Source organism: Streptomyces sp. NPDC085946 (assembly GCF_044540485.1).
GTDB lineage: Bacteria > Actinomycetota > Actinomycetes > Streptomycetales > Streptomycetaceae > Streptomyces.
The window spans coordinates 181,246-198,693 of the sequence record NZ_JBITSF010000003.1; the positions used below are offsets into that span (position 1 = coordinate 181,246).

Consider the following 17,448-nt stretch of genomic DNA (forward strand, 5'->3'; position numbering starts at 1 on the left):
GGGGGGGGGGGGCCCCCCCCCCGGCGGGGGGGGCCCCCCCCGGCGGGGGCGGGGCCCCCCGGGGGGGGGCGGGGGGCCCCCCGTCGACAATGTGGGCGATACTGGGATCGAACCAGTGACCTCTTCGGTGTGAACGAAGCGCTCTCCCGCTGAGCTAATCGCCCGGGAACGCACTGAACAATACAGGCCCCGGCGCGCTTCCATCAAACCGCTCGGCGGCCACCGCTCAGGCGGGCGGCCAGCCCGCGCCGCCCCGCCCGCATCATCAGCGCGTGGTTGGCGTGGAAGAACGGCCGGCCGGGCACGGCGAGCCGCCGCAGCAGCGGCTTGCGGACGTCGACCTCCTGGTCGTAGCGGGCGAGGGTGCCGGAGCCCTCGGCGGTGATCGTCCAGCGCGCCCAGCCGTCGATGTCCCCGGACAGGCCGACCTCCAGGACCCCGGCCACCGGATCGCGCCGCCCCTCGTGCACGGTCTGCGTCAGGTCGTACGGCAGGAGGGAGCGGATCCGGACGACCCCGCCGGTGGCGTCGAGCCGGGTGACCTCCCGGACCTGGGGCCACCAGAGGGGGTAGTCCTCGATCCGCTCCAGCGCCGCGTACACGACCGGGACGGGTGCGGGCAGGGTCCACCGACTGCGGAAGCGGTAGTGGTTCCAGTCCATGGGCGGAGTGTGCCCGGCCCGTCCCGGTGCTCACGCGGTCACGGCATCCGGTCCCCGAGCAGGGCCAGGTTCTCGATGGCGGCGAGGCCGTACAGCGAGGTGTCGTTCGTGGACACCCAGGCCGCCTCGCTGCCCGGGACCAGCGTGAGCGGGCCGCTCAGCTTCTCCGTCCTCCAGGGCGCGGACTCCTTGTAGCCGTCGGAGTTGTAGAACTTGTCCCACGCGCGCCTGGCGAGCTTCTCGTCGCCGGTCTGGACGGCGGCGTACGCGTCGAGGCGCGAGTGGCCCTGGAAGAGGATCAGGGAGCCGAAGTTGCTGCCGTAGCGGGCCGCCTGCTCGGCCTTGGTGGCGTTGAAGTAGCGGCAGTAGTCGAGGTACGCCTCCTTGAACGCCGGCATGTCGACGAGGTCGATGAGCTCGGCGCACAGCTCGTTGAGGCCGAAGACCGCCGACAGGTGCGAGACGCCGACCACGGGCGTCTCCGCGACGGCGAACCTCCCGGTGTCGAGGTCGTACAGGCCGGTGCCCTGCACGAAGCCGTTGGGCTGGGCGGCGATGGTCTCCATCGTGGACAGCACGCGCGCCCTGGCCTTCTCCCACTTGGGGCCCCTGCGCTCCCACTCGGTGAGCCAGGCCGAGACCAGACCGCTCCAGTCCGTGCCGAAGCCGATCGACAGGGCGTGCCGATCGGGCGTGTACGGCTCGGTGCGGATCTTGCGGATCGGGTCGAGGACGAGGAACGTCTCGTCGGAGTCGACGTTGGCGTGCATGAGGTCGCCGACGCGTTCGTCGGCGGTGAGGAAGTAGTAGTAGCGGCGGTACGTGGTGTTGGCGATGCGCTGCTGCTTGGCGCTGTCGGCCCAGTGCTGCACGCCGTGCCGGGTGCCGAGGCCGGCCCACTTGCCCAGGTGGTAGACGTCGACCTCGCCGGTGTGCCGGGTCATCGCCTCGGCGAAGCGGAAGATGTCGGCGCGGCCGGAGCGCAGGTAGGCGTACCAGAGCCACAGGTCCGGGGAGAGTTCGGAGTTGTCCCAGGCGTAGCCGCCGACGTCGTAGCGCCACTGGTGCCGGACGGTGTCGTAGGTGTGCATGATGTCGCCGTAGTCCCAGAAGCCGTACCACCGGCGCATCTCCACCTGGTCCTTGTAGTAGGTGAAGAGGAAGTCGAGGTGGTCCTCGATCTTCGCCTTGGCCGGGGTGGACCGGTCGGGTTCGGCGAACAGGCCCTTGCCGAAGACGCCCGCCGCGATGAGCTGCTTCGGCGGGGCGGCGAGCTGCGGCAGCACGCGGACGGCCTCGACCTGCTCGGCGAGCGTCTCGGCGCTCGGGGTGGCGGCGTTGGCCCAGAAGAGCAGCTCGGAGGTGCGGGCGATGCCGTACGGGGTGCCGAACTCCGGCTCGTAGTCCTCGTAGGTGATGTTGAGGCCTTCGAGCTGCTCGGGGAAGGTGTCCTGGCCCATGCCGTCGTGGTAGAAGCGCAGGTCCATGGGCTGCGCCTCGGGCGACCAGAGCCAGAGGGTGACCTCGGCCTCCTCGGTGTGGGCGCCCCGGATGTCGAGCTGGGCGGGGAACTTCTCCCAGAAGTCGCGCAGGCCGAAGGAGAGGCCGCCGCTGACGCCGCCGACGTAGCCGAAGCCGGAGGCGCGCCGGCCGCCGCCCGCGGGGATCCAGCCGTAGCCCTTCTTGGTGCGCTTGCGCAGGGTGAAGCCGTCGGCGGAGAGCTGGGAGAGGGTGTAGTCGCCCCACTCGGGGATGTACTGGAGGCGGGTGGTGACCCGCTGGTCCCAGGTGGCCGGGTCGGGCAGCTTCCTGCCCTCGTACTGGGCCGCCTGGACGGCCGCGCCCGGGTCGCGGCGCAGGCCGGTGATGCCCTTGACGGCCTCGCGCAGCAGGCCGGTGCCCTCGCCGCCGATGCGGATGTGGCGGTCGTAGGACGCGTCGCGCATCGGCACGGTGAAGCGGACGCCGAGGCCGCGGATGAAGTCGCCGCTCGCCTTGCCGGGCTCCTGGGTGCCGTCGTAGGTGATGGTGTGCACCATGCGGAAGGAGTCGGCGCCCGCGTAGAAGTACAGGCGGACGGAGAACGGCAGCCAGCCGCGGTCGCCCTTGCGGTGCTTGCCGTCGATGCGGACCACCGCGCGGACCGGGCCCTCCTGCTCGACCTCGACCTTGGCGATGGCGCCGTCGAAGCGCTCGGTCTTCACCGCGGTCTGGTCGCCGTCCTCGAACTCGGGCTGGCGCAGCAGGACGAGCCGTCCGTTGCGGGCGATCTCGGTGGAGCCCCGGGTGACGGACTTGACGAGGGTGGCCCCGGAGGTGCCGATCCTGGCGGTGATGACGCCGGTGGAGACGTCGATGGTGCCGCCGCTCCTGTCGACGGTGACCTTCTTCTCGGGCGCGGCGGGCGTGCCGGCGGTCAGCGTGAGCCTGCCGTCGCCGGAACCGACGGCGTGCGCGGTCCACTTGAGCGAGCCGTCCGGCCAGTAGGCGATCGGCCAGGACTGCACGGGGACGGCCTTGCCGTCCGCGTCCGTCAGCGCGAAGTCCTGGTCCTGCCGGTACACGCCCTTCGGCCAGGGGACGCCGACGGTGGAGCCGGGCGCGGCGCCGAGGCCGCCGTCCTCCAGCCAGTCCAGGACCACCGGTTCGGCGCCGGCGGTCTCGGCTCCGGGTGCCGCCGCGGCGTTCTGCGCCCCCAGCGCCCAGCTGAACTGGGCGGCGGCGCCGGCGACGGCGGCCGCCTTGAGGAGGGACCTGCGGGGGATGGGGGACATGGCCTTTCCTTTCCGTACGGGTACGGTTTGCCAAGGGCATGACAGATGGAGGGGCGGCGCGCGGGGCGCCGGCCCGGTGGGGGGAAGGGGCACCACGGGTCAGCGGTGCCGGTAGCGCTCCTCCACGGCGACGGCGGCCGCCGCGACGGCCCCCAGCACGGGCACCGCCAGCGGCGGGACGAACCAGCCCGAGCAGACGACGACGGCGAACCCGCCGACCAGCAGCAGGGACCCGGCGGGGTCCAGGACCGTCCGGCGGACCGCCCGGGCGAACAGCGGACGCCAGGCCGCGCCCGGCGTCCAGGTCGCCGCCGCCCGTGTCCCGGCGACGGCGGCGGCGATGAGCGCGAGCAGGCCGACCGCTCCGACCAGCGGCCCGCCGGGAAGCCCGGCCCGCGCGGCATGGACGTCCACCCAGACCGCGGCCGCCACGGCCCAGCCGGCCAGGCCCACGAGCCAGCCGCCGCGCAGGGCCGCGCGGAAGTCGGCGGCGAACTCCCGCACTCCGCCGGCCGTGTGCGCGGTACGGCGGCGCAGGTGCCGCGCGCCAGCGGCGAACGCGGCGGGGTAGGTGACGACCCCGAGACAGGCCACGGCGATCCACACGCCGGTGAGCAGGCACTCGGCGAAGACACTGAACCGCTCGCCGAGGACCGGTTCCCTGCGCGGAGACCGGGCTTTCACGCGTGCTTGCGCCATGGTGACCGCCTCAGCCCTTCAGTCCGGACGTCGCCATGCCGTCGATGAGGTGGCGCTGGAAGGCCATGAAGAAGGCGATGACCGGCACCAGCGCCACCAGCGACATCGCGATCATGCTGCCGTAGTTGGAGATGCCCTCCTGGTCGCGGAACATCATCAGGCCGAGCGAGACGGTGTACTTCTCGGGGGTGTTGAGGTAGATCAACGGCCCCATGAAGTCGTTCCAGGCGTTGATGAAGGTGAAGATGGCGCTGGTGATGATGGCGGGGCGGCTCAGCGGCAGCACGATGGCCCAGTAGGTGCGCAAGTGCCCGCAGCCGTCGAGCTTGGCGGCCTCGTCCAGCTCACGCGGCAGTCCGCGCATGAACTGCACCATCAGGAAGACGAAGAACGCCTCCGTGGCCAGGAACTTGCCCGCGACGAGCGGCACCAGGGTGTCGGTGAGCTCCAGGTTCCGGAAGAGCACGTACTGCGGGATGAGCAGGACGTGGTACGGCAGCAGCAGCGTGCCGATCATCAGCGTGAACAGCAGGTTCCGCCCGGCGAACCGGATCTTGGCGAAGGCGTACGCGGTCAGCGAGCTGGACAGCACGACCCCGACGACGGCGAGGACCGCGTAGACCAGCGAGTTCCAGAAGAAGCTGCTGATGGCGATGCCGGAGATGCCGTCGGCGAGTCCGGAGAAGTTCGACCAGACCGGCTCGGTGGGCAGCAGGTCGAGGCTGGCGATGATGTCCTTGCTCGGCTTGAACGAGGCACCGACCACCCAGATCACGGGGTAGAGGACGACCGCGAGGACGACCAGCGCGCCCGCGTGCCAGGCGATCGATCCGGTGTGCCGCCGCTCGTCGGCGGCGCGCACGGCAGGGGTGGTGGCAGTGGTCACTTGGCGGCCTCCTCGTAGTGCACCCACTTCTTCTGCGACCAGAACAGGACCGCCGTGACGAGCGCCACCGCGATCACCAGCGTCCAGGCCATGGCGGAGGCGAAGCCCATCTGGGCCTCCTTGAAGCCCTTCTGGTAGAGGTAGCAGGTGTAGACGAGCGTGGCGTCGGCCGGACCGCAGCGGGTGTCGGAGACGACGTACGCGGAGCCGAACACCTGGAACGCGTGGATGGACTCCAGCAGCACGTTGAAGAACAGCACCGGGGAGATCATCGGCAGCGTGATGTTCCAGAACCGGCGCAGCGGGCCGGCGCCGTCCACCTCGGCGGCCTCGTACAACTCCTGCGGGACCTGCTTGAGACCGGCCAGGAAGATGACCATCGGCGCGCCGAACTGCCAGATGCTCAGGGCCACCAGGGAGTAGAGGACGTAGTCCGGGTTGCCGATCCAGCCTCCGACGTCGAACCCGAAGACCGTCTGCGTGCGATCCACGATCGCGTCGTCCGAGAACAGCGCCCGCCACACGAAGCCCACGGAGACGCTGGCGCCGATCAGCGAGGGCATGTAGAACGCGGCCCGGTACAGGCCCTGTCCGCGCCGTTTCTGCGCGAGCAGCAGCGCGACGCCGAGCGCGAGCAGCAGCTTCAGCGGCGTGGCCACGACGACGTACTTCAGCGTGACCTCGACCGACTTCTGCCAGCGCGGGTCCTGGAACATCGTCGTGAAGTTGTCCAGCCCAACCCACTTGGGCGGCGTGAACAGGTTGTAGCTGGTGAACGCGTAGTACAGCGACGCGATCATCGGCCCCGCCGTGAGCAGCAGGAATCCCACGATCCACGGCGACATGAAGAGGTAACCGGCGAGGTTCTCGCGGCGCCGCCCGCGCCGCCCCGCGGCGGGGGCGGCGGGCCGCTTCCCGGCCGGGCGCGCGGGCGCTTCCTTGACGAGCGTCATGGTGGTACGTCCCCTCAGCCCGCGAACGCGGCCTTGGCCTCGCTGAACAGCGCCTTGGCGGCGGCGGCCGGCTTGGTCTTGCCCTGGGCGACCTCACCGCCGAGACGCAGGAACGCCGCCTCGATGACGTCGGCGCCGGACGGGTGCGGGGTGATCTTCCCGAGCACGCCGGCCGCGGCGACCTCCTCCTCGTACGCCTTGACGCCCTTGTTGGTGTCGTCGGTGGGCGCGAACGCCTCGTACTGCTCGGTGGTGGCGAGGATGCCGCGGTCGTAGCCCATGATCTTGCCGACTTCGGGGTCGTGGACCATGAAGGAGATGAACTGGGCGACTTCCTTGGGGTGCTTGGTCCCGGAGAAGGCGCTGAGCATCAGCGAACCGAGATACTGGCCGGTGTCCTTGCCGTTGGTGGTGGGGATCGGCGCGAGGCCGTAGTCCGACTCGCCCTCGCCCTCGTAACGGATGGAGAAGTTGTCCCAGGTGAACTCGGAGGCGGCGAGGCCCGCCGACAGACCGGACTTGGGCGCGACCTGCTCGATCTTCTTGGGGTCGGCGACGAGCCCGGAGCGCACGCGCTTGTAGCCGTCCTCCCACCACTGCGTCAGGTCGTCCTCGGTGAAGCCGAGATCGGTCTCGGTGAAGAAGGCCTTGCCGTTCTGGCGCAGGTACAGGTCGTAGAGGTACATGATGCCGAAGTAACCGGTGTCACCGGCGATCTTCAGCTTGTCCTGGATCGTCTGGAGCGCGTCGAAGTACTCGTCCCAGGTCCAGCCGAACTTCGCCTCGACACCCGCCTTCTCGAAGGCCTTGAGGTCGACGACGAGCGCCATGGTGTTGGCGCCGACGGGGACGCCGAGCTGCTTGCCGTCGACCTGACCGTTCGCCAGAACGCCGTTGCGGAAGTTCTGCAGGTCCAGATTCCCGGCGTCCGCCTGCGTCTTGAGGTCCATGAGAACGCCGCGCTTGTCGTACTTGCGCAGGAAGCCGACCGCATTCTGGAAAACGTCCGGCGGATTTCCACCGGAGGCCTGGGTCTGGAACTTCTCCCAGAACGCCGCGTAGTCGGTGAATTCAGGCTTGACCTTGATCTTCGGGTGCTTCTTCTCGAAGAGCGCGATGGCCTTCTTCATGGCGATGGTGCGCGGCTCGCCGCCCCACCACGCGTAACGGATCGTCACGGTTCCGTCGGCCGACGCACCGCTGCCGCCACCACAGCCGGTCGCCGCGGCGAGCCCGAGAGTGGCCGCCGAGGCTCCCGCCACCTTGAGGACCGTACGCCTCTCCACATTTCTGCCTGCCACCGTCAGACCCCTCCCCGCGGCGTCCTTGCCGCTGCATGAATCGTTTCAAGTAAGCGCTTGCTGGCACAAGTTACGGAGGGCCCGAGAGTGCGTCAATGATTCGGACAGGAATTTCTTGCGGGAGCCTTCGGCCGGGAAGCGGCGGCCGGGCTCCGGGCGGTGGGCCCGGCGCGGTGAATTCGCAGGTGGAGGGCGGTGTGACCGAAGGGCCGAACAGGGGCGGGCGGGTGCGGCCGGGGATCGTTCGGCCGGAAGTGGTCGGGGTGGCGGGTGGCCGACACGCGTCGGGACGGGCGGGCGGAGGGGTGGGACGGGGTGACGGGCCGGGGGCTTCACGGCCGGCGGGCCGGGGGTGCCCGTCCCGGCGGAGGGGCGGGGCGGGCCTCGTGCCCGCGGACGCGCCACGGCACCCGCGTACGAGTGTGCGGGCGGCACAGGAGGCGAGGAGTGCGGGCCGGGCCTCCGCCGGCACCACCGCCAAGCGGCTCCGCCGCCCGGCGGCCCTGGGACGGCGCGTGACTCGCGCGCCCTCGCGGCACGGCCTCGAACTCCTTCGGCACGCCTTCTGCCCGGCCGGGCGGCGGAGCCGCGCAGGCACCTTCCTGCCGGGGCGCGCGGGGGCTGCCCCGGACCGGCCGCACGCCGAGGCGCCGCAGCCGCACCGCGGCGCCTCGGCAGCACGCGCAAAAACGGCGGCCCACCTGCTTGCCAGCAGATGGGCCGCCGTATCCGGGTGGGCGATACTGGGTTCGAACCAGTGACCTCTTCGGTGTGAACGAAGCGCTCTCCCACTGAGCTAATCGCCCGGGCGCAGGAAGAACATTACCCCATGTCAGGGGGTGCCTGTGACGGGCGCCGGACGGGTCCCGCGCCCGGCCCGCCGCTCACTGGTCCTCGATCTTCCACGGCATGACGATGCCGAACTTCCACAGGTAGATCCCGGCCAGGACACCGATGATCACCAGGCCGACCGTGGTCAGGATGATGTTGCGGCGCCGCACCTTCGGGTCGAGGGCCCGCTGGGCCGCCTCGGTGACCTTGCGCTTGGTCCAGCGCAGCACCAGCTGGGCCCAGACGAACTCGGTCGCCCAGATCGCCATGCCCCCGAAGATCACGACCCAGCCCGGCCCGGGCAGCGGCAGCATCACGATGCCGGCCGCCACGACCGCGAGCCCGATGACGAAGACCCCGACCTGCCAGCTCAGGTGCAGCACCCGGCGTGCCTTGACGAACTCCGGCGCCCGCGAGCCGAGCCCCCGCTGCTCGCTGCGCGCCCCTTCCGACCTGGTGTTGTCCGACGCCACGGCCACCTCACCCGGCCTGTTACTCCCCGTATTCATACGGCCAAACACTACCGGAGCGAAACCAGTCACCGGAATGGCGGCACAACCCGGACGATCTCTCGGCCGGAAGAGTTACGTAAACACACGCAAAACACTCAGAGGGGTTTACAACGGCACCGTAGGTGGCATGTCGATTTCGCCGACGTGCGAATCCCCGAGCGCACACTGAGCGAAAGGCCCTGGCGCTTATGAACACCACGGTCAGCTGCGAGCTGCACCTGCGCCTCGTTGTGTCGAGCGAGTCCTCCCTGCCTGTCCCCGCAGGCCTGCGGTACGACACGGCCGACCCCTACGCCGTGCACGCCACCTTCCACACCGGAGCCGAGGAGACCGTCGAGTGGGTGTTCGCCCGCGACCTCCTCGCCGAGGGACTTCACCGCCCCACGGGCACCGGCGACGTCCGCGTCTGGCCGTCGCGCAGTCACGGTCAGGGCGTCGTCTGCATCGCCCTGAGCTCTCCGGAGGGCGAAGCCCTGCTCGAGGCCCCCGCACGGGCCCTGGAGTCCTTCCTGAAGCGCACCGACGCCGCCGTGCCGCCCGGCACGGAGCACCGGCACTTCGACCTGGATCAGGAGCTCTCGCACATCCTGGCGGAAAGCTAGGTCGCGCCCCACGAAGCCGCCCGGCGCCGTCGACTCGGGGAGACGGCTCGGGCCAGGACAACCGCATACGGTACGCAAGCCGGTGCCACCCGCCCCGCGGGTGGCACCGGCTTGCGTGTGCGCCGGCTCGCGGGAGCCGGCGGCGCCGACCGGTCACGGCGGGTGACGGGGCGGGAACCACAGCGCGCCGCACGGCGTTGTATTCGAAGCCGTGTGCGGGCGGAAGGCGGTGCCGGGCCCCCGGGAGCCGTTACCATCGGCCAGCATCGGCGGGCGCCCGCCCGACCCCCAGGCCAGGGAGCGAAACGTGCTGATCACCCACGACACCCGGTGCGCCCTCGACACCGTGGTGGATCTGGTGAACACCGCCCCGGAGGACGACACCACTCCGGACGCGCTGCCGGACGTCGCGGCTCTCGAGGATTTCGTACGAAGCCACAAGATGAGCGATGTCGGCGTGCTCTCGGAGTTCGACCTCTCGGCGGTGCGCCGGGTGCGCGGACGGTTCGCGTCGGTCTTCGCGGCCCCCGACGCCCGCACGGCCGCGGGGCTGATCAACGACCTGGTCGCCGCGGCGGGCACGACGCCCCGCCTCACGGACCACGACGGTTACGACTGGCACGTGCACTACTTCGCCCCCGGTGCCTCCGTCGCCGACCACCTGGCCGCCGACTGCGGCATGGCGCTGGCGTTCTTCGTGGTCGCCGGGGAGCAGGAGCGGCTGCGGCGCTGCGAGGCGCCCGACTGCCGGCGCGCCTTCGTCGACCTCTCCCGCAACCGCTCACGGCGGTACTGCGACAGCCGCACCTGCGGGAACCGCCTGCACGTGGCCGCGTACCGGGCGCGCCGCAAGGAGGCGGCCGGCTGATCCCCGGCCGTGGCGGAGCGCCTCGGCAGGCCCGGGTGCCGACGCGGCCCCGGCGGGTGGCGCCGGGGACCGCGGGTACGGCTCACAGCAACAGCAGGTCGTGCAACGCCGCGATGAGCAGCAGACACCCGATCACCGCAAGGAAGATCATCAGCGGTGGCTGGGAAAGGGCGAAGAGGCAGCCGCGCGGCTCGTCCTGCGGCGGTGCGGCGTTGCTCTGTCTCGTGTCCAGCATCTCGCCGCGATGATGGCGCATGCGGCGCGCACCACGCGATCAGCACCCTCGGAACGAACGGGCCGTCACCGAAACCGTGATCTCCGGTTCGGATTGTGATCACTTCGGTGCGTCCAGGGACGCACTGTGTCGTTTCAGCCGATTCCGGCTGGACCCGTCATATCCGGACCCGTCATATGCCGTGCTTCTTGAGGATGGCCTCGATGTCGCTGAAGTCGTCGTCGCCCCGGGGCTGGGCGGGGGGCCGGGTCGCCGGGCTCGTACCGCCCCGGCCGAGGGAGGGCGCGGGGGCCGCCGGGGCGACCGCGTCCCGCTCGGCCGCCCGGGCCGCCCGGCGCTCCTTGCGGGTGCCGCCGCGCCGGCGCTCCACGGTGCGCGTGGTCGCGAAGAGCACCCAGGACAGGCCGAGCAGGCCGAAGCCCGCCCAGGCCGTCGGGCTGAACGCGGTACCGGCGAGCCAGTCGACGACCCCGGTCAGCACCAGGCCCAGGGGCACGAGGGCGTAGGCGGCGATGCGGGCCGCCGTGAGGAGGCGTTTGCGGTAGGCCGTCACCGCCGCGATGCCCAGGCCTGCCGCGGACACGGCGGAACAGACTGTCTCGGCGATCATCCGGTCCTCCAGCGGGCTCGAGCGGCGCGGCACGTCCGTCCCCTCCATCGTGCACCCCCTCCCGCTCCACGGGCCACGCCCGGGCCCGACATCAGGGACATCTCCGGGTCGCCTCCTCCGCGGGTGCCGGACGCGGGGCCGTGACCTGCGAGGTCGGATTGGGCCGCGCGGGGCGGGGCTGGAAGACTTGGGGGCATGAGCGACTCCTCCCCCGTCCGTCCCGCCGCGCCCGTCCTCGACGTCTGGTGCGAGCTCCAGTGCCCGGACTGCCGCAGCGCCCTGGGCGACCTGCGTGCCCTGCGCGCCCGCTACGGCGACCGTCTGGAGCTGCGCCTGCGGCACTTCCCGCTGGAGAAGCACCGGCACTCCTTCGCCGCTGCGCAGGCCGCCGAGGAGGCGTGGGAGCAGGGGCGGGGCTGGCCGTACGTGGAGACCGTGCTGGAGCGGGTCGAGGAGCTGGACCGCGGGGGCGAAGCCTTCCTGGTCGAGGTCGCGCGCGAACTCGGCCTGGACGCCGAGGAGTTCGACACGGCGCTGATCGACGGCCGGCACATCCTGATCGTGGACGCCGACCAGGCCGAGGGCAAGGCCATCGGCGTGACGGGGACGCCGACGTACGTCATCGGCGGCGAGCGGCTGGACGGCGGCAAGAGCCAGGAGGGGCTGCGCGAGCGCGTCGAGGAGATCGCCGACCGGCTGCTCGCCGAGCGGCGGGACTGACCGCCGTCCGCTAGAGCAGCGGCTTGTACAGGGTGTACTGCGTCGTCTCGTAGCCGAGCGACGCGTAGAGCCGCTCGGCCGGGGTGTTGCCCGCGAAGACGTTGAGACCGAGGGTCCGCTTGCCCTCGGCCAGGGTCTGCACCTCGGCCAGCAGCATCAGCGTGCGCCCGTGCCCCTTGCCGCGGTGGCCGGCGTGGGCCTCGACGTCGAACACGAAGGCGCCGTCGTCGCGCACCGCCAGCCACAGGGTTCCCACGGGTGTGCCCGCGTGCTCCAGGACGCTGAGGAACATGCCGGGGGTGGTGCGGCCCTCCGGCAGCAGGGTCGCGTGGTCCCGCTCCGACTTGGCCCGTGCCTCGTCCTCCGGGACCCCGCGCTCGGCCCAGTCCCTGGCGTAGTCCCGCCGGGCCTGGTCGAGCCACGGACCGAACTCCGCCTCCGTCATGGGCCGCGCCGCGCTGCCCGCGGGCAGGACCGGCGGGACGTCGCCGAGCGTCTTCTCCATGGTGCGGTTGCGGACGACGTAGCCGAGCGCCGTGGCCAGGCGCAGTGCCGCCTCCGCGGTGGCGGGGACGGTCGCCTCGATGCGCCGGCAGCCCCAGGCGCGCGCCACCTCCTCGGCGGCGAGCGCGGCCACGGTGCCCCGGCCGCGGCGGCGGTCCGGCTCCTCGATGCGCAGGTCCAGGACGCGGGCCACGGCGGCGCCGAAGACGGGATGGGTGGCGAGGTGGACGGCGCCCACGGGACGGCTGTTGACGCACACCTGGTAGCGGCGCGAGCGCGTCCCGTCGGCGTTGGTCTGAAGCGGCTCGGCCGGCCGCAGGGTCGTGGTCATCACGGGTGTTCTACCCGCTGCCGCGCCCCGGGTCAGCCCGATTTCCGCAACCCGGTCACGGATCGAGGTCGTCCGCGGACCGCTCGGCGAAGATCTGCATGGCCTTGGCGGTCACCGGCCCCGGCGTGCCCGGCAGCTCGCGCCCGTCGACGCGGTGCACGGCCTGGACGTCCCGCAGCGTGGAGGTGAGGAAGACCTCCTCGGCGCGCTCCAGGACGTCGAGCGGCAGGTCGGTCTCCTGGGCGCCGGTCCATTCCACGGTCAGCGCGCGGGTGATGCCCGCGAGGCAGCCGGAGGCGAGCGGCGGGGTGTGGATCTCGCCGTCCAGGACGACGAAGACGTTCGAGCCGGTGCCCTCGCAGAGCCGGCCGACCGTGTTGCCGAACAGCGCCTCGGAGGCGCCCCGTTCGTGGGCACGGGCGAGCGCGACGACGTTCTCGGCGTACGAGGTCGTCTTCAGGCCGGTGAGCGCGCCGCGCTCGTTACGGGTCCAGGGCACCGTGATCACGGCCGTGGAGTCGGGGCGGCGGGTGGTCCCACCGAGGGCCACCACCAGGGTCGGGCCGTGCTCGCCGCGGTCGGAGCCGAGCGGGCCGTGGCCTCCGGTGTAGGTGATCCGCAGCCGGCCGAGCGGCATCGGGTTGGCCTCCAGCACGGCGGCGCAGGCGCGGCGCACCTCGTCGAGGTCCGGGTCGGGCAGGCCGAGGCCGCGGGCCGAGCGGGTCAGCCGGTCGAGGTGGCGGGTCAGGGCGAACGGCCGGCCGTCCACGGCCTTCACCGTCTCGAAGATGCCGTCGCCCACGGTCAGTCCGTGGTCGAAGACGGAGACGCGGGCGGACTCGGTGTCCTGCAGCCCGCCGTCGAGCCAGATCTTCACGTCAGGGTCCCTTCACTCACCTCGTACGTCCCCGACGCTACCGCGAGCAGCCGCGACGCCTTCAGCTCGGTCTCGCGCCACTCCCCCTCGGGGTCCGACCCCCAGGTGATCCCCGCGCCCGTGCCGAAGCGCAGCACGCCCTCGGACCGGTCGATCCAGAAGGTGCGGATGCCGACGGCCAGCTCGCCCGTGCCCCGGTCGGCGTCGACCCAGCCGACGCCTCCGCAGTACGGGCCCCGGGGCGCCGTCTCCAGCGCGTCGATGATCCGCAGGGCGCTCGTCTTGGGCGCCCCGGTGACGGAGCCGGGCGGGAAGGCGGCGCCGAGCAGCTCGGGCCAGCCGGCGCCGGCGCGCAGCTCGCCGCGGACCGCCGAGACGAGGTGGACGAGCCCGGGGTGCTTCTCGACGACGCACAGGTCGGGGACGGTGACGCTGCCGGTGGCGCACACGCGCCCGATGTCGTTGCGGACCAGGTCCACGATCATCACGTTCTCGGCGTAGTCCTTCTCCAGCAGGTCCGCCTCGGTGCGCCCGGTGCCCTTGATCGGCCCGGACTCGACGACCCGCCCGTCCCGCCGCAGGAACAGCTCCGGGGAGGCGGTGGAGACCTCCACACCGTGCTCCGGGAGGCGGATCGTTCCTGCATACGGCGCGGGGTTGCCGCGGGCCAGCAGCGCGGTGAGGGCGTCGACGTCGGCGCCGGGCGCCACGGGTGCGGAGAGCACACGGCAGAGGTTCGCCTGGTAGACCTCGCCGGCCGCGATGTGCGCGCGGATCCGGCGCACGGCCGCCGTGTACGCGGAGCGGTCGAGGGAGGACGTCCAGTCACCGACGGCGGGCCCGTGCCAGGCGCCCGGCACGGGCAGCGGTACGGGCTCCTCCCGCACGTCCCGGAAGCGGGCGCAGGTCAGACGGCCCTCGAAGTCCGCGCAGACGGCCCAGAAGCCGGTGGAGTCCAGGGCCGCGGGATCGTCGGTGACGTCGAGGAGCCCGGTGGCGACGCGGTCGCCGAAACGGGCGAGAGGAGGGAGGTCGAGCACGCTGCCGAGTCTATGGCGGGCGTCCGCCGGGCGGCCGGGCCGTGTCCGCGCGGGGACCCCGGCGGGCCCCTGAGCAGGCGCAGCGCAGCACGCTGCACAAACGCGTTTTTGTACTGGCCCCGGAATCCGCTAGAGTTCAACACGTCGCCGGGCCGCGGGAGCGGAACGAAACGACAAGCGGACGTAGCTCAGTTGGTAGAGCGCAACCTTGCCAAGGTTGAGGTCGCGAGTTCGAGCCTCGTCGTCCGCTCGAAGGAAGTAGAGGATCTTTCGCTCCTCTACACTCCTGGTGGAGTGGCCGAGAGGCGAGGCAACGGCCTGCAAAGCCGTCTACACGGGTTCAAATCCCGTCTCCACCTCCAAGGACGATTAGCTCAGCGGGAGAGCGCTTCCCTGACACGGAAGAGGTCACTGGTTCAATCCCAGTATCGTCCACTGGATCTTCGGATCCCCCGCGCGATTAGCTCAGCGGGAGAGCGCTTCCCTGACACGGAAGAGGTCACTGGTTCAATCCCAGTATCGCGCACGCAGTGCCCATGATCCGCTCCTCGGCGTGGTCGTGGGTCCCGAGGACGATTAGCTCAGCGGGAGAGCGCTTCCCTGACACGGAAGAGGTCACTGGTTCAATCCCAGTATCGTCCACATCACACCGGAGCCCCCGGCCGTCTCGTGCGGCCGGGGGCTCCGTCGTGGGGTCGCGTGCGTCAGGACGAGAACAGCATGCGCCCGAAGCTCTTCTGACGGTGGTGACCGTGGCCGCCGTGCGGGGCGCCCCAGGCGGGGGCCGGCGGGGCCGGGTAGGCCTGCGGGGCGGGCGGGGGCGGCGGGGCGGGCTGGGACCACTGGGCCTCCAGGCGGGTCAGCGCCTCTAGCTCGCCGTAGTCCAGGAAGATCCCGCGGCAGTTGCTGCACTGCTCGATCTGGACGCCGTTGCGGTTGTAGGTGTGCATCGCTGCGCGGCACTTCGGACACTGCATGGCCGTTCAACTCCTCGTGCGTCGGTCCTGCTTCGCGTGTCGCCAGGACAGACTCCGTCCGGCTGCGGTCGGTTGCACCCTACGTCGCGGCGCTGTGCGCGGGGCGCGGTGGCACGGCGGGCATGCGCCGGCAGGCGTCGACGAGGGACTCCTCCGCCTCGTCCAGCGGGCGGCCGGCCGCGGCGGCCTTGGTGATCGCCCGCGCGGCGGTCTGCACGGTGAGCGCACGGGCGGGGACGTCCAGGGCGGGCCAGGGGTCGCCGTCCCGGGGGACGGCCGGGCCGCCCGCCGCCCGGTAGGCGGTGAGGAAGCGGGTCCACTCCTCGGGGGCGAGCAGTCCGCAGGCGTACCAGGCCGCCGGGCGGGCCAGGTCCCAGGCCGGGACGCCGGTGCCGAGGTCGTCGACGTCGATCAGCAGCCAGGGGCCGCCGGGGGCGGGGTGGCGGACGAGCTGGCCGAGGTGGAGGTCGCCGTGGCAGAGGGTGGCGGTGTCCGGCATCGGGGCCTCGGCCCGGGCCCAGGCGGGCAGCGCGGACCAGGCGCTCAGGACCGGGCCGGCCGCGGGGTGGGGGCCGGCGGCCCGGAGGCGGGCGACGGCCCGGGCCGCCTTGGCCGGGCCGCGCATGGCGGGCAGCGCCGCCGGCGCGGGGGTGCGGTGGAGGCGCGCCAGGAGGGTGGCCGCGGCCTCCCAGGGGGCGGCGTCGGGGTCGGCCGGGTCCACGGGGGTGCCGTACGGCCAGCAGGTGACCGGGCGGCCGTGCAGGGTGAGGGGTGCCGGGGTGAGCGGGGGCAGGAGGACACCGGGCAGGGCCGCGGCGACGGCGAGGCGGCGGGTCAGCTCCGCCGGGTCGGTGTCCGGGGCGTGGGCCTTGGCCACGGTGCCGGCGTGCCGGACGACCGTGCCGTCGGGGCGGTCCGCGAGGGTGGCCGCGCCGCAGGGGCAGGCCGCGGTGCGGGCGTGGGCCGCCCGTCCGGCCTGGGCGGTCAGGTCCGAAACGAGGCGGGAGGGGCGGGTCACGGGGCTCCCTGGGCGGCGGGGCGGGACGGTGACGAGCGTAGACGTGGTCCCGGGCGCGCGGGGTGCCGGGCGGGTGGCCCGGGGTGCTCCCCGCCCGCCCCGAGGGCAGAGCAATGCCGGCGCAGCTCCCCAGCTGCGCCGGCATCTGTGCCGTCCGCCGCACCCCCGTCCCCACGGGGTTTCATGGGTGGATGTCCCCGCCCGGACCGCTCTTCCGGGCCTGGGGTCGCCGCTCAGCGCCCCAGCATCACGCCCACGGACGACGCCTGTGTGGCCACCGTCTCCCAGCCGTCGAAGACGACGAGGAGCAGGGCCGCCAGGGGAAGGGCCATCAGCGTCGCCACCAGGGGGTGGCGGCGGCCCTGGCGGCGGGGGCGGAGCGCCGTGTGCTGCCGCGTGCGAACCAGCGTCCGCGGTGCCGTGTGGGCCATGGTCCCTCTCCTGACCGTTCTGTTGTGGTGGGCAGCGGCGGGCGTCCGACCTCGGGGGACGAGTGCTGCACCCGCCGCTTGACCTCAAATCTAGGTGTCCGGCGGGTGCCGGGCGTCATGCCCTCGTACCGCTTGCCGGGCCTCCCGGAGGATGAGCCGTGACCTGCGGTGTACTCCCCTGGGTGGAGACGGCGCCCTAGGTCTCGGGGTCTTCCCGGAAGGGACGCCCGCCCTGTCCCGTTTTCTCCGAGCTGTCCTCCCGGGGGACCGGCTGCTCGACCAGCGCCAGCACCCGGTTCGCCATGAAACGGGCCGTCCGCACGACGGTGCCGCTGCGGGTGACTTCGCTCACTTCCACCACGCCCCGGCGCACCGCCGTCTCCACGCGCCGGCCCGCCCTGCTCGCCACCACCTCGTACGTGCGCGTCGTGTCCCCGGCGTCCACGACGATCTCCACGCGATCACCCTTCACAGGACCAATCCCCCTTCCGCGACGGGTGGTTGGGGTCGCCCAGGGCGCGAACCCGCCCTGTTCGCGCGCTCCCTGACCACTCTTCAAGTGTCCCACCCACCACTGACAATCCGTCGGTCCGAGAGGGCGCGGCCTCTGCGCGCAG

The 17,448-nt window shown here is 72.2% G+C and carries 19 protein-coding genes and 7 tRNA genes; 8 read left to right on the top strand and 18 right to left on the bottom strand.

The features are described 5' to 3' along the window. Positions 1–92 precede the first annotated feature (92 nt). From ACIF8T_RS08700 to ACIF8T_RS08740, 9 genes are all read right to left on the bottom strand, one after another. Positions 93–164: transfer RNA gene (locus ACIF8T_RS08700), tRNA-Val, on the bottom strand. A 39-nt stretch (positions 165–203) separates the two neighbouring features. After that, a complete protein-coding gene (locus ACIF8T_RS08705; RefSeq protein WP_400032630.1) occupies positions 204–662 on the bottom strand; it encodes an SRPBCC family protein in 459 nt (152 codons plus the stop codon). A 38-nt stretch (positions 663–700) separates the two neighbouring features. Then, positions 701–3,436: a Tat pathway signal sequence domain protein gene (locus ACIF8T_RS08710; protein WP_400032632.1), complete on the bottom strand. Its 2,736-nt coding sequence runs from the start codon at positions 3,434–3,436 to the stop codon at positions 701–703. A gap of 99 nt (positions 3,437–3,535) precedes the next feature. Continuing rightward, positions 3,536–4,135, bottom strand: a complete 600-nt coding sequence (locus tag ACIF8T_RS08715) for a hypothetical protein (protein WP_400032634.1) — start codon at positions 4,133–4,135, stop codon at positions 3,536–3,538. Positions 4,136–4,145: 10 nt separating this feature from the next. Continuing rightward, positions 4,146–5,021, bottom strand: coding sequence for a carbohydrate ABC transporter permease (locus ACIF8T_RS08720; protein WP_400032636.1), 876 nt, complete (start codon positions 5,019–5,021; stop codon positions 4,146–4,148). Beyond that, complete coding sequence (locus ACIF8T_RS08725) at positions 5,018–5,974, bottom strand: carbohydrate ABC transporter permease (RefSeq protein WP_400032638.1); 957 nt, start codon at positions 5,972–5,974, stop codon at positions 5,018–5,020. Before ACIF8T_RS08725 ends, ACIF8T_RS08720 begins: the two co-directional genes overlap by 4 nt. Positions 5,975–5,988: 14 nt before the next feature. After that, positions 5,989–7,152: an extracellular solute-binding protein gene (locus ACIF8T_RS08730; RefSeq protein WP_400033095.1), complete on the bottom strand. Its 1,164-nt coding sequence runs from the start codon at positions 7,150–7,152 to the stop codon at positions 5,989–5,991. Between the two features lie 857 nt (positions 7,153–8,009). Next, a tRNA-Val gene (locus tag ACIF8T_RS08735) sits at positions 8,010–8,081 on the bottom strand. 78 nt (positions 8,082–8,159) lie between these two features. Continuing rightward, a complete protein-coding gene (locus tag ACIF8T_RS08740) occupies positions 8,160–8,615 on the bottom strand; it encodes a TIGR02611 family protein (RefSeq protein WP_400032640.1) in 456 nt (151 codons plus the stop codon). A 191-nt stretch (positions 8,616–8,806) separates the two neighbouring features. Between ACIF8T_RS08740 and ACIF8T_RS08745 the strand changes: the two genes are divergently transcribed. Together ACIF8T_RS08745 and ACIF8T_RS08750 are read left to right on the top strand one after the other, a co-directional pair. After that, the gene (locus tag ACIF8T_RS08745; RefSeq protein WP_004002642.1) at positions 8,807–9,220 is read left to right on the top strand and encodes an SsgA family sporulation/cell division regulator; all 414 of its coding nucleotides are present in this window, start codon (positions 8,807–8,809) and stop codon (positions 9,218–9,220) included. Positions 9,221–9,527: 307 nt separating this feature from the next. Then, on the top strand, positions 9,528–10,088 hold the full coding sequence (locus tag ACIF8T_RS08750) for a CGNR zinc finger domain-containing protein (RefSeq protein ID WP_400032642.1): 561 nt from the start codon (positions 9,528–9,530) through the stop codon (positions 10,086–10,088). Between the two features lie 82 nt (positions 10,089–10,170). Here ACIF8T_RS08750 and ACIF8T_RS08755 read toward each other — a convergent pair whose 3' ends face one another. Continuing rightward, entirely contained in the window at positions 10,171–10,323 is a 153-nt protein-coding gene (locus ACIF8T_RS08755; protein WP_400032644.1) for a hypothetical protein, read from the bottom strand. A gap of 172 nt (positions 10,324–10,495) precedes the next feature. Beyond that, positions 10,496–10,933 (bottom strand): hypothetical protein, encoded by a 438-nt coding sequence (locus tag ACIF8T_RS08760; protein WP_400033097.1) that lies wholly within the window; start codon positions 10,931–10,933, stop codon positions 10,496–10,498. 195 nt (positions 10,934–11,128) lie between these two features. Here ACIF8T_RS08760 and ACIF8T_RS08765 point away from each other — a divergent pair, with 195 nt between their 5' ends. Beyond that, entirely contained in the window at positions 11,129–11,653 is a 525-nt protein-coding gene (locus tag ACIF8T_RS08765; protein WP_400032646.1) for a DsbA family protein, read from the top strand. Between the two features lie 10 nt (positions 11,654–11,663). Here ACIF8T_RS08765 and ACIF8T_RS08770 read toward each other — a convergent pair whose 3' ends face one another. The 3 genes from ACIF8T_RS08770 to ACIF8T_RS08780 are packed head-to-tail and all read right to left on the bottom strand — an operon-like array spanning position 11,664 to position 14,405. Further along, a complete protein-coding gene (locus ACIF8T_RS08770) occupies positions 11,664–12,488 on the bottom strand; it encodes a GNAT family N-acetyltransferase (protein ID WP_400032648.1) in 825 nt (274 codons plus the stop codon). 55 nt (positions 12,489–12,543) lie between these two features. Continuing rightward, a complete protein-coding gene (locus tag ACIF8T_RS08775; RefSeq protein WP_400032650.1) occupies positions 12,544–13,365 on the bottom strand; it encodes an aminotransferase class IV in 822 nt (273 codons plus the stop codon). Beyond that, positions 13,362–14,405 (bottom strand): chorismate-binding protein, encoded by a 1,044-nt coding sequence (locus tag ACIF8T_RS08780; RefSeq protein WP_400032652.1) that lies wholly within the window; start codon positions 14,403–14,405, stop codon positions 13,362–13,364. Before ACIF8T_RS08780 ends, ACIF8T_RS08775 begins: the two co-directional genes overlap by 4 nt. 177 nt (positions 14,406–14,582) lie before the next feature. Here ACIF8T_RS08780 and ACIF8T_RS08785 point away from each other — a divergent pair. The 5 genes from ACIF8T_RS08785 to ACIF8T_RS08805 all read left to right on the top strand — a co-directional run bounded on the left by ACIF8T_RS08785 (position 14,583) and on the right by ACIF8T_RS08805 (position 15,047). Beyond that, a tRNA-Gly gene (locus ACIF8T_RS08785) sits at positions 14,583–14,655 on the top strand. Between the two features lie 38 nt (positions 14,656–14,693). Next, positions 14,694–14,767, top strand: a tRNA-Cys gene (locus ACIF8T_RS08790). Position 14,768: 1 nt separating this feature from the next. Beyond that, positions 14,769–14,840, top strand: a tRNA-Val gene (locus tag ACIF8T_RS08795). A gap of 19 nt (positions 14,841–14,859) precedes the next feature. Beyond that, a tRNA-Val gene (locus ACIF8T_RS08800) sits at positions 14,860–14,931 on the top strand. 44 nt (positions 14,932–14,975) lie between these two features. Continuing rightward, a tRNA-Val gene (locus ACIF8T_RS08805) sits at positions 14,976–15,047 on the top strand. A gap of 62 nt (positions 15,048–15,109) precedes the next feature. On the opposite strand, the gene ACIF8T_RS08810 is transcribed toward ACIF8T_RS08805, so the two are convergent. From ACIF8T_RS08810 to ACIF8T_RS08825, 4 genes are all read right to left on the bottom strand, one after another. Further along, positions 15,110–15,382 carry a zf-TFIIB domain-containing protein gene (locus ACIF8T_RS08810; protein WP_400032654.1) on the bottom strand — a complete coding sequence of 91 codons (273 nt, stop codon included), beginning with the start codon at positions 15,380–15,382 and terminating at the stop codon, positions 15,110–15,112. 79 nt (positions 15,383–15,461) lie between these two features. Continuing rightward, entirely contained in the window at positions 15,462–16,400 is a 939-nt protein-coding gene (locus ACIF8T_RS08815) for a phosphotransferase family protein (protein WP_400032656.1), read from the bottom strand. Positions 16,401–16,633: 233 nt separating this feature from the next. Continuing rightward, a complete protein-coding gene (locus ACIF8T_RS08820) occupies positions 16,634–16,831 on the bottom strand; it encodes a hypothetical protein (RefSeq protein ID WP_400032658.1) in 198 nt (65 codons plus the stop codon). A 196-nt stretch (positions 16,832–17,027) separates the two neighbouring features. Further along, on the bottom strand, positions 17,028–17,303 hold the full coding sequence (locus ACIF8T_RS08825) for a hypothetical protein (protein ID WP_400032660.1): 276 nt from the start codon (positions 17,301–17,303) through the stop codon (positions 17,028–17,030). Between the last annotated feature and the right edge of the window lie 145 nt (positions 17,304–17,448).

Coding starts and splice junctions, on each gene's coding strand:
- ACIF8T_RS08705 (WP_400032630.1), bottom strand. CDS start 662: ATGGACTGGAACCACTACCGCTTCCGCAGTCGGTGGACCCTGCCCGCA.
- ACIF8T_RS08710 (WP_400032632.1), bottom strand. CDS start 3,436: ATGTCCCCCATCCCCCGCAGGTCCCTCCTCAAGGCGGCCGCCGTCGCC.
- ACIF8T_RS08715 (WP_400032634.1), bottom strand. CDS start 4,135: ATGGCGCAAGCACGCGTGAAAGCCCGGTCTCCGCGCAGGGAACCGGTC.
- ACIF8T_RS08725 (WP_400032638.1), bottom strand. CDS start 5,974: ATGACGCTCGTCAAGGAAGCGCCCGCGCGCCCGGCCGGGAAGCGGCCC.
- ACIF8T_RS08740 (WP_400032640.1), bottom strand. CDS start 8,615: ATGAATACGGGGAGTAACAGGCCGGGTGAGGTGGCCGTGGCGTCGGAC.
- ACIF8T_RS08745 (WP_004002642.1), top strand. CDS start 8,807: ATGAACACCACGGTCAGCTGCGAGCTGCACCTGCGCCTCGTTGTGTCG.
- ACIF8T_RS08755 (WP_400032644.1), bottom strand. CDS start 10,323: ATGCTGGACACGAGACAGAGCAACGCCGCACCGCCGCAGGACGAGCCG.
- ACIF8T_RS08760 (WP_400033097.1), bottom strand. CDS start 10,933: ATGATCGCCGAGACAGTCTGTTCCGCCGTGTCCGCGGCAGGCCTGGGC.
- ACIF8T_RS08765 (WP_400032646.1), top strand. CDS start 11,129: ATGAGCGACTCCTCCCCCGTCCGTCCCGCCGCGCCCGTCCTCGACGTC.
- ACIF8T_RS08770 (WP_400032648.1), bottom strand. CDS start 12,488: ATGACCACGACCCTGCGGCCGGCCGAGCCGCTTCAGACCAACGCCGAC.
- ACIF8T_RS08810 (WP_400032654.1), bottom strand. CDS start 15,382: ATGCAGTGTCCGAAGTGCCGCGCAGCGATGCACACCTACAACCGCAAC.
- ACIF8T_RS08820 (WP_400032658.1), bottom strand. CDS start 16,831: ATGGCCCACACGGCACCGCGGACGCTGGTTCGCACGCGGCAGCACACG.